General features: G+C 41.2%; 9 protein-coding genes and 1 pseudogene. 5 read left to right on the forward strand and 5 right to left on the reverse strand.

Translation table 11 applies throughout. From position 1 onward, the window contains the following. Window positions 1-351 (forward strand): annotated as a pseudogene (locus BLR43_RS13025) (IS1595-like element ISPssp3 family transposase); the annotation flags it as partial. A 99-nt stretch (window positions 352-450) separates the two neighbouring features. Beyond that, a protein-coding gene (locus BLR43_RS13030; protein ID WP_143007454.1) for an IS5 family transposase occupies window positions 451-1,202 on the forward strand; the annotation gives its coding sequence in 2 pieces (ribosomal slippage) (window positions 451-658 and window positions 658-1,202; 753 coding nt in all). Between the two features lie 40 nt (window positions 1,203-1,242). On the opposite strand, the gene BLR43_RS13035 is transcribed toward BLR43_RS13030, so the two are convergent. Then, window positions 1,243-1,794 (reverse strand): protein disulfide oxidoreductase, encoded by a 552-nt coding sequence (locus tag BLR43_RS13035; protein ID WP_093071420.1) that lies wholly within the window; start codon window positions 1,792-1,794, stop codon window positions 1,243-1,245. Window positions 1,795-2,019: 225 nt separating this feature from the next. Beyond that, window positions 2,020-2,967: a c-type cytochrome gene (locus BLR43_RS13040; protein WP_093071421.1), complete on the reverse strand. Its 948-nt coding sequence runs from the start codon at window positions 2,965-2,967 to the stop codon at window positions 2,020-2,022. 335 nt (window positions 2,968-3,302) lie between these two features. Here BLR43_RS13040 and BLR43_RS13045 point away from each other — a divergent pair, with 335 nt between their 5' ends. Beyond that, entirely contained in the window at window positions 3,303-3,731 is a 429-nt protein-coding gene (locus BLR43_RS13045) for a hypothetical protein (protein WP_093071422.1), read from the forward strand. On the opposite strand, the gene BLR43_RS13050 is transcribed toward BLR43_RS13045, so the two are convergent. The 3 genes from BLR43_RS13050 to BLR43_RS13055 form a co-directional block, all read right to left on the reverse strand. Beyond that, a complete protein-coding gene (locus BLR43_RS13050; RefSeq protein ID WP_093071423.1) occupies window positions 3,728-4,111 on the reverse strand; it encodes a rhodanese-like domain-containing protein in 384 nt (127 codons plus the stop codon). The two genes, BLR43_RS13045 and BLR43_RS13050, sit on opposite strands and share 4 nt — an antisense overlap. Before the next feature lie 45 nt (window positions 4,112-4,156). After that, window positions 4,157-4,273 (reverse strand): DUF2474 domain-containing protein, encoded by a 117-nt coding sequence (locus BLR43_RS13535; RefSeq protein ID WP_143007455.1) that lies wholly within the window; start codon window positions 4,271-4,273, stop codon window positions 4,157-4,159. A gap of 206 nt (window positions 4,274-4,479) precedes the next feature. Next, the gene (locus BLR43_RS13055) at window positions 4,480-5,361 is read right to left on the reverse strand and encodes an IS982 family transposase (RefSeq protein ID WP_093071424.1); all 882 of its coding nucleotides are present in this window, start codon (window positions 5,359-5,361) and stop codon (window positions 4,480-4,482) included. 185 nt (window positions 5,362-5,546) lie between these two features. On the opposite strand from BLR43_RS13055, the gene BLR43_RS13060 reads away from it, so the two are divergent. Together BLR43_RS13060 and BLR43_RS13065 are read left to right on the forward strand one after the other, a co-directional pair. Continuing rightward, window positions 5,547-6,296, forward strand: a complete 750-nt coding sequence (locus BLR43_RS13060) for an MBL fold metallo-hydrolase (RefSeq protein ID WP_093071425.1) — start codon at window positions 5,547-5,549, stop codon at window positions 6,294-6,296. A gap of 145 nt (window positions 6,297-6,441) precedes the next feature. Continuing rightward, window positions 6,442-6,701: helix-turn-helix domain-containing protein (locus BLR43_RS13065; RefSeq protein ID WP_143007456.1), on the forward strand; the 260-nt coding region annotated here is incomplete at its 3' end.

Raw genomic sequence — 6,701 nt, forward strand, 5'->3', positions numbered from 1 at the left:
CGTAATGGCAAGGTCTACGCTTGTATTATACCCAATGCTAAAGCAGATACTTTGATCCCCATCATAAGAGAAAAAGTGAAGCCTGATAGCATTGTTTATACTGACTCATTTAAAAGCTATAACGCATTAGATGTCAGTGAGTTTACTCATTATCGCATCAACCACTCCAAAACCTTTGTTAATGACAAGAATCATATTAACGGTATAGAGAACTTCTGGAACCAAGCTAAACGGCATCTACGCAAGTTTAACGGAGTTCCAAAAGAGCATTTTCACCTTTATTTAAAGGAATGTGAGTGGCGTTTTAATCATAGTGACCCAAAGTCGCAATTACTACAATTAAAACAATGAGTTAAACAGGGTTTGAACTAGGGCGTGTCTTCAATTGGATAAGGCATAAATAATAGTTACAATACCGCATCTATTGAAACGATGCGAGCAATACAAGTTATGGCAAGAAAAGCATTAACAGATACACTTTGGGATCAATTGCAATCGACGATGATAAAGTACGGCTGCTATCAAACTCAAAACAGCCGAGAGATCATGGAAGCCATACTGTGGAAACTACGCACAGGCGCGCCTTGGCGTGACATACCTGAAGAATTATGTTCATGGAAAACAGCCTATAGTCGCTTTAATCGATGGTCGAAAACTGGCTTATGGGAGAATTTTTTTTTAGCTTACGAAAAGAAATTGATACGGAATGGGTATTCACAGACGGAAGCTATGTTCGCTGTCACCAGCATGCAAGTGGAGCTCGGCGTGGTGCAGATCGAGCAATTGGACGAAGCCGTGGCGGCGCAACTACAAAGATACACCTATCCTGTGATGCCGATGGATATCCGCTCGATTTTAAAATCACTGGGGGTGACGTCCACGACAGTCAAGTTGCAGGTGAATTGATTGACATGATTGGACAGGCAGATTGCTTTATCGCTGATAAGGGCTATGATTCAGAGTGTATCAGAGACAAAGCTCGAAGCCATAATATGATACCCATCGTTCCTAAAAGGAAGAATGCCAAACAGCCGAATCCAGAATTTGATAGCTATTTGTACAAGCTGCGTCATCTTGTTGAAAATATGTTTGCAAGGCTTAAACACTTTCGTAGTATCGCCACTCGCTATGAGAAGTTAGCTCGTAATTTTAAGTCAATGCTTTATCTGGCATGTACTATCGTTCATTGTAAGATGAATTGAAGACACGCCCTAAAAAAGAACAAGGCTAAAAAAACAAGAACTAAAAAACCGATGACAGCCATAAGCGTAGTTTTAGTGACCACAATGGCTGGATGCCCGTTAGACCTTGCGCCATTTCACCCTCTTTTAAGATGACATAAGAGGGTGTTACTTGTCCTTGCCAGTCAGCAAATATCTCGCCTTCTTGATCGTTGATGGTGGTAAAGCGGTATTTGTGTTCGCTCAGGTAGCTATGCAGCGTTTGATCAGAGCCTGACTGGATCGCAATGGTCACCACCGGGTAGTCATTGGCCGCCGCGAGCGTGTCTATGGTCGGCGAGGTCACACGGCAAACAGGGCACCACGTCCCCCAAAAGTACACCAGCGCGGGCTTATCGTTACTGAGCGCCGCCAAGTCAATGCTTTGTCCTTGGTAATCGGTGAGCTGCAATTGCGGGTTGGCAGGCATGACTGGCTGACGCCACCAATTAACCGCGGTATAAATGACGGCAAACATCAAGCCATATATCAGTATCGTCTTGATAAGCGACAGCGCTTTTTGCTGTGGCGTCTTTTTAGGCTTTGCCGCTGTGGTATCAGTGTCAGTTGTCATAAGGGCTGCTTTTTATGCTTGTCATGGTATCAAAAAGTGTCTGGTCGCTGTTTATTATCGCGTGTGCTAGGCTGTGTCCTCATTTTTATCACCATTTTTAAAATGAGGACATGCCCTAGTTATCTAGGACAGCCCCCTAATTTATTTGGATTCGAATATACCTCAATTTATAGAGATGATGAAAAACTCTAGTCATCTAAAAATAATACTTCGGTTTGAACCTTATTATCGACGTACGTCTTTAGGCGCATCTCCATTAGGCCAGTCTTTATCTTTATTAGCTTTTATAGGACGTGGTAAGTGAGTAAAGTAACTAGCAATATCGACTGCTTCCTGGTCGCTAAGAGAGTTACCTTGTCCAAAAGGCATTTTACCTTTGATAAAAGCAGCTGCTGTGTATGTTCGTGCCATACCTGCGCCATCGTTAAAAGACTTTTCTCCAGCTACTGCTGGATAAACGTAAGAACCATCATCATTATACTGACCTTCGCCATTTTCACCATGGCAAACACTACATTTTTCAGCGAATAGTTTTTTGCCATTATCTGTGTTAGGCTCCAAATTTTTATCTATTTCTACAAAGCCGCGACCTTCGGGTGAGACACCGTATGGCAAGTCCTGTGATAGCCAGCTCATATAAGACACCATTGCATTCATATCATCTGAACCTAGATCAAGCGCTTTGCCGTTCATTGAGCGTTCAAAACATCCGTTAATACGCTCTTGAATTGAGTTGACACGACCACCACGACTACGGTAAATAGGATAGATACCTGGCATACCATTCCAAGGAGCAGCGTAAGCTTCTGAGCCATTACCTAAATGACAGCTCGTACAATTCAATTGGTTGCCAACATTGTCAGGCAACTCTTTATAAGTATGATTAGCAATTTGCAAGCCGCGACGCACAGCTGCGCCAAACTCGTCATCTGGAATAGTAGACTCGTCAGGCATACTGATAGTCAATTTAGCGCTTGGATTTGAGGCCATATCTTCCTTAATTGCTGCAGCTTGTGACTCAAGTGATTTAACTCGTGCTAAGGCCTCAGCTTCTTCTACTCTGTCAACCGCTTTGATCTCTGTTTCACTACATGCTGTTATGCCCATTGCACTAATACTTAAAATGGTAGCAACCAAATAGGAAGAATAATTAATTTTAAATGATGTCTTCATTGGAATATCCTTATTATAAAATATAATATCCGATTTTATATTCATATGTTAAATTGTGAAAAATAATGGCAGTAATTTGGCTGAGCTAAGGCAGTAGATCAGTCAATTAGACAGTTCGTAACTTCTCAGAAATATAATTCTATCAAATATAAACAACTTTGATATATAAACGTTGCGTTAAATTTTAGGGCGCATCATTAATCGATACAATTATTCTAGGATAAGCTGCATTAACTCTATGTATAGTAAAACGAGCGCAACGACTATATCAAGACTACATGCTATACATGATGAATAATAAGAAGAGATTAAAGATGTTCTGCTAGGTTAAGTACTTGTTCTTAGAAGCTGCTAACATTACCTTACGCGTATTGCATATTTTAGGGTATATTGCAAGAAATTTCGTCTTTCTCTTTCAGGAGCATATATTCAATAGTGATGTTCTACTTATTGAATGGTATGGGCGAATTGACTTTTGGCACAGTGATGCCGATAACTTCTACAACTACAACTCTGTGCGCCATAAGCTATTCTCTTTATCAGATGCGCTGAGAGTCTATTCTGCGCACTACTATAAAGAGCATCTTGTCCCTTCAATCACTCAGGAAAAAAACCGTAATCCAAGGCTCAGTGGGGGCATAAAACCCGACAAGTTTAGAGTGACCATGAATCATCTAAACTTGCTCTATTCCAAATTCATTGACCGTGCAATCTCTGGCAATCAGCAATGCGGTGTCTATCCAATTGAGTTAATAAATACCTAATAAAAATTAATACCTTCATTTGCCATAGTTATTGGTATGTCCGTTTCAAGGCATGCCTCATAACCGCCAGCAATTGAGGCAACTTGCGTATAGCCAAGTTCTGCTAATGACTGAGCTGCTAGCGCCGCGCGCCCACTGCTTTGACAATATAGTAGGATTTCAGTATCAGCACCCTTGATAGCTGGTAAGTCAGAAATTCTAAATTCCAGTATGCCACGAGGTACTGATATTGCGCCTTTGATATGGCCCGCAGCATATTCAGCAGGCTCTCTGACATCAATAATGATATCTGCTTTATGACAAGCAACTTGAGCCTGTGCTACAGGTATTTCAGTAATTTGCGCTTTCGCAGCGCTAACCAAGTCATGTGAAGTTTTCATATTAATGCCTTAGAATAAGTGAGTTCAGTCATATGTTTAAAGTAATTACAAGCCCATGGCCAGCTTGATTAATTGCGCAATAATAAAAACAGTCAAAAACCCTGCTATATACAATCCAATGAACCATGCCCATTGTGTTTGTTTTTTACTGAAATTTTTCATAATGACTTCCTAGTTAGCGTATTAATCAGCTTGTTAGGTTTAGTTGCTGTAATGACTTACAGCAACTGTCAGCTATTGATAGTCATGATTATCTATTACTAATACATATGCTCATGATCTGTTTTTCCCTTAAAGGTGTAATAGGCAAAAGCAGTATAACTTAACCCCAGTTCGGGATAAGCCACATTGTAACTCATTGATACTATTTACAATGTGGCTACCTGTCCCTGCTGAGGCATGTTTTTGATGGTGGGCTTATAGGGAAACCAGCAATAAGCAATTAAACCTGACAGCAAGTTTGTGATAAACCCCGTGACACTACGATGGCGTGAGTGTTCGATTTGGCACAAGTTTTTAAGCTCCCCAAACACCGTTTCAATCAAAGAGCGATGATTGAGTAGTGCCTCATCCATAGGCTCAAGTAATTGGGGTTTCATATTACGCCGAAGTTTGGTTATCAACGTGGTATCATTGTGTTTTGTGAGCCACTCGTTTAGGGCTTTACTGATGTATCCTCTATCACCAAACAGCTTGCCAAACACAGGCGTTGCCATATCCTTAACAGGCACTCTGTCATCCGTATTACCCGCAGTGACTTTAACAGATACAAGCTCGCCCTTGTGATTGATAATGGCATGCAGCTTAAAGCTGTAAAACCAGCCCATACTACCTTTACCTCTTTGCGCCATACTCTCAAAGACTTTATGACGGTAGATACGCTTGTTATGACAAACTGCTATCTTGGTTGAATCAATATAGCTGATACCCGTACAGTCGCCCATCATGCTTTGCAAGTAGGCACACAGTGGCATGATACTGCGCGGCACAAGCTCTATAAATCGCGAGTAGCTCGGCAGATTTGGAAACGCCCGTTTCATCATGCCAAGCATGTGATGGTAGTAAAACGCCTTAAACTGTCGATAACGTAATTGATGAAACAGTACCAAGATGGTCATCATCTCTGCTACACTTATCTGGCATGCTCTTAACCTTTGGTGTCCCGTTGCGATTAAATGAGCGTCAAACTCAGGTTTGAATTGCTGATAAAAGTCGTCAATATGGCAGTATAGTTCGGTTAGGTTGTCCATGTAAGAAGTCCTTGTTGTGAAGTTTGTCTTGGTAAACTTACTTTAGCAACTTCGGACTTCTTTTTTTATCTTTTTTTTGAGCGCTTATCCCGAACTGGGGTTATATATAGATGGTTATTAGCACGGCATTTATTTTGAATGACTTCTACTACTGTTAATGTTAAATCACTAAACGAGGTTTTATTATGATCTTTCGACAACTATATGAGCCACTCTCTAGTACTTATACCTATCTTATAGGAGATATCAATACAGGACAGGCAGTATTAATCGATCCTGTCATTGCGACGATGGAGCGTGATTTAGCTGAGGTGCATAAGTTAGGCCTGAAGCTGGCTTACACTGTTGATACACATATTCATGCGGATCACATCACGGCAGCTTTAGAGATGAAGCGGGCCGTTGGTAGTAAAATCGCTGCACCTGCCTACGACCGACTGGCATGTGCGGATGTTGGGCTAGAAGAAGGTATCCCATTTGAGGTCGATGGTATTACTTTGCAGCCTTTACATACACCAGGTCATACGGCAGGACATTTTGCTTACTTGTACAATGACTGCGTATTTACTGGTGATGCTCTTCTCATTGAAGGGTGTGGCCGAACTGACTTTCAGCATGGTGATTCCGATGCATTGTACCACTCGGTGCGCCAAAAGTTATTCTCTTTACCAGATGAGACGCTAGTCTATCCTGCGCATGACTATAAAGAGCGCTTTGTTTCTTCAATCGCTCAGGAAAAAAAGCGCAATCCAAGGCTTGGTGGTGATACAACTCTCGAAGAATTTAGAGTTATTATGAATAACTTAAATCTGCCATATCCCAAATTTATAGATCATGCAGTACCTGGCAATCAGCAGTGCGGTGTCTGTCCAAATGACTTACCTGATAACCTAGCAGCATACTGTCGTCAGATGGCTCAAAGTCTTCAAGGGTAATGTGATTTTTTAAAAAGGTATTAGACAAAGACTTTATTTAAGCTCTGCCGTTCTTTATGTCATAAATAAAATACTTCTATTAGACCTCTTGCAAAAGTAGCAAAGGGAATTAAAATAGGAAGACACTCATAACTTTTTAGGAACCATGCCAAACATAAATAAGCTACTCAAACAAAGTGACGCTGGTTTTAAACGCTACACTGGCATTCATAAAGCCACCTTTTATGACATGCTTGAGGCCATGCAAGAGCATGAAGCATCTAAGACCAAATCAGGCAGACCAAGTGTGCTCAGTCTTAAAGCACAAATACTATTAGCCCTGACTTATTGGCGTGAATACCGCACGCTTTATCATATCAGTATGGACTTTGGTATTCATGAGTCTTCTGCTAGCCGTATCATTCG

Source organism: Psychrobacter pacificensis, assembly GCF_900101915.1.
Classification (GTDB): domain Bacteria; phylum Pseudomonadota; class Gammaproteobacteria; order Pseudomonadales; family Moraxellaceae; genus Psychrobacter; species Psychrobacter pacificensis.

Coding starts and splice junctions, on each gene's coding strand:
- BLR43_RS13035 (WP_093071420.1), bottom strand. CDS start 1,794: ATGACAACTGACACTGATACCACAGCGGCAAAGCCTAAAAAGACGCCA.
- BLR43_RS13040 (WP_093071421.1), bottom strand. CDS start 2,967: ATGAAGACATCATTTAAAATTAATTATTCTTCCTATTTGGTTGCTACC.
- BLR43_RS13050 (WP_093071423.1), bottom strand. CDS start 4,111: ATGAAAACTTCACATGACTTGGTTAGCGCTGCGAAAGCGCAAATTACT.
- BLR43_RS13535 (WP_143007455.1), bottom strand. CDS start 4,273: ATGAAAAATTTCAGTAAAAAACAAACACAATGGGCATGGTTCATTGGA.
- BLR43_RS13055 (WP_093071424.1), bottom strand. CDS start 5,361: ATGGACAACCTAACCGAACTATACTGCCATATTGACGACTTTTATCAG.
- BLR43_RS13060 (WP_093071425.1), top strand. CDS start 5,547: ATGATCTTTCGACAACTATATGAGCCACTCTCTAGTACTTATACCTAT.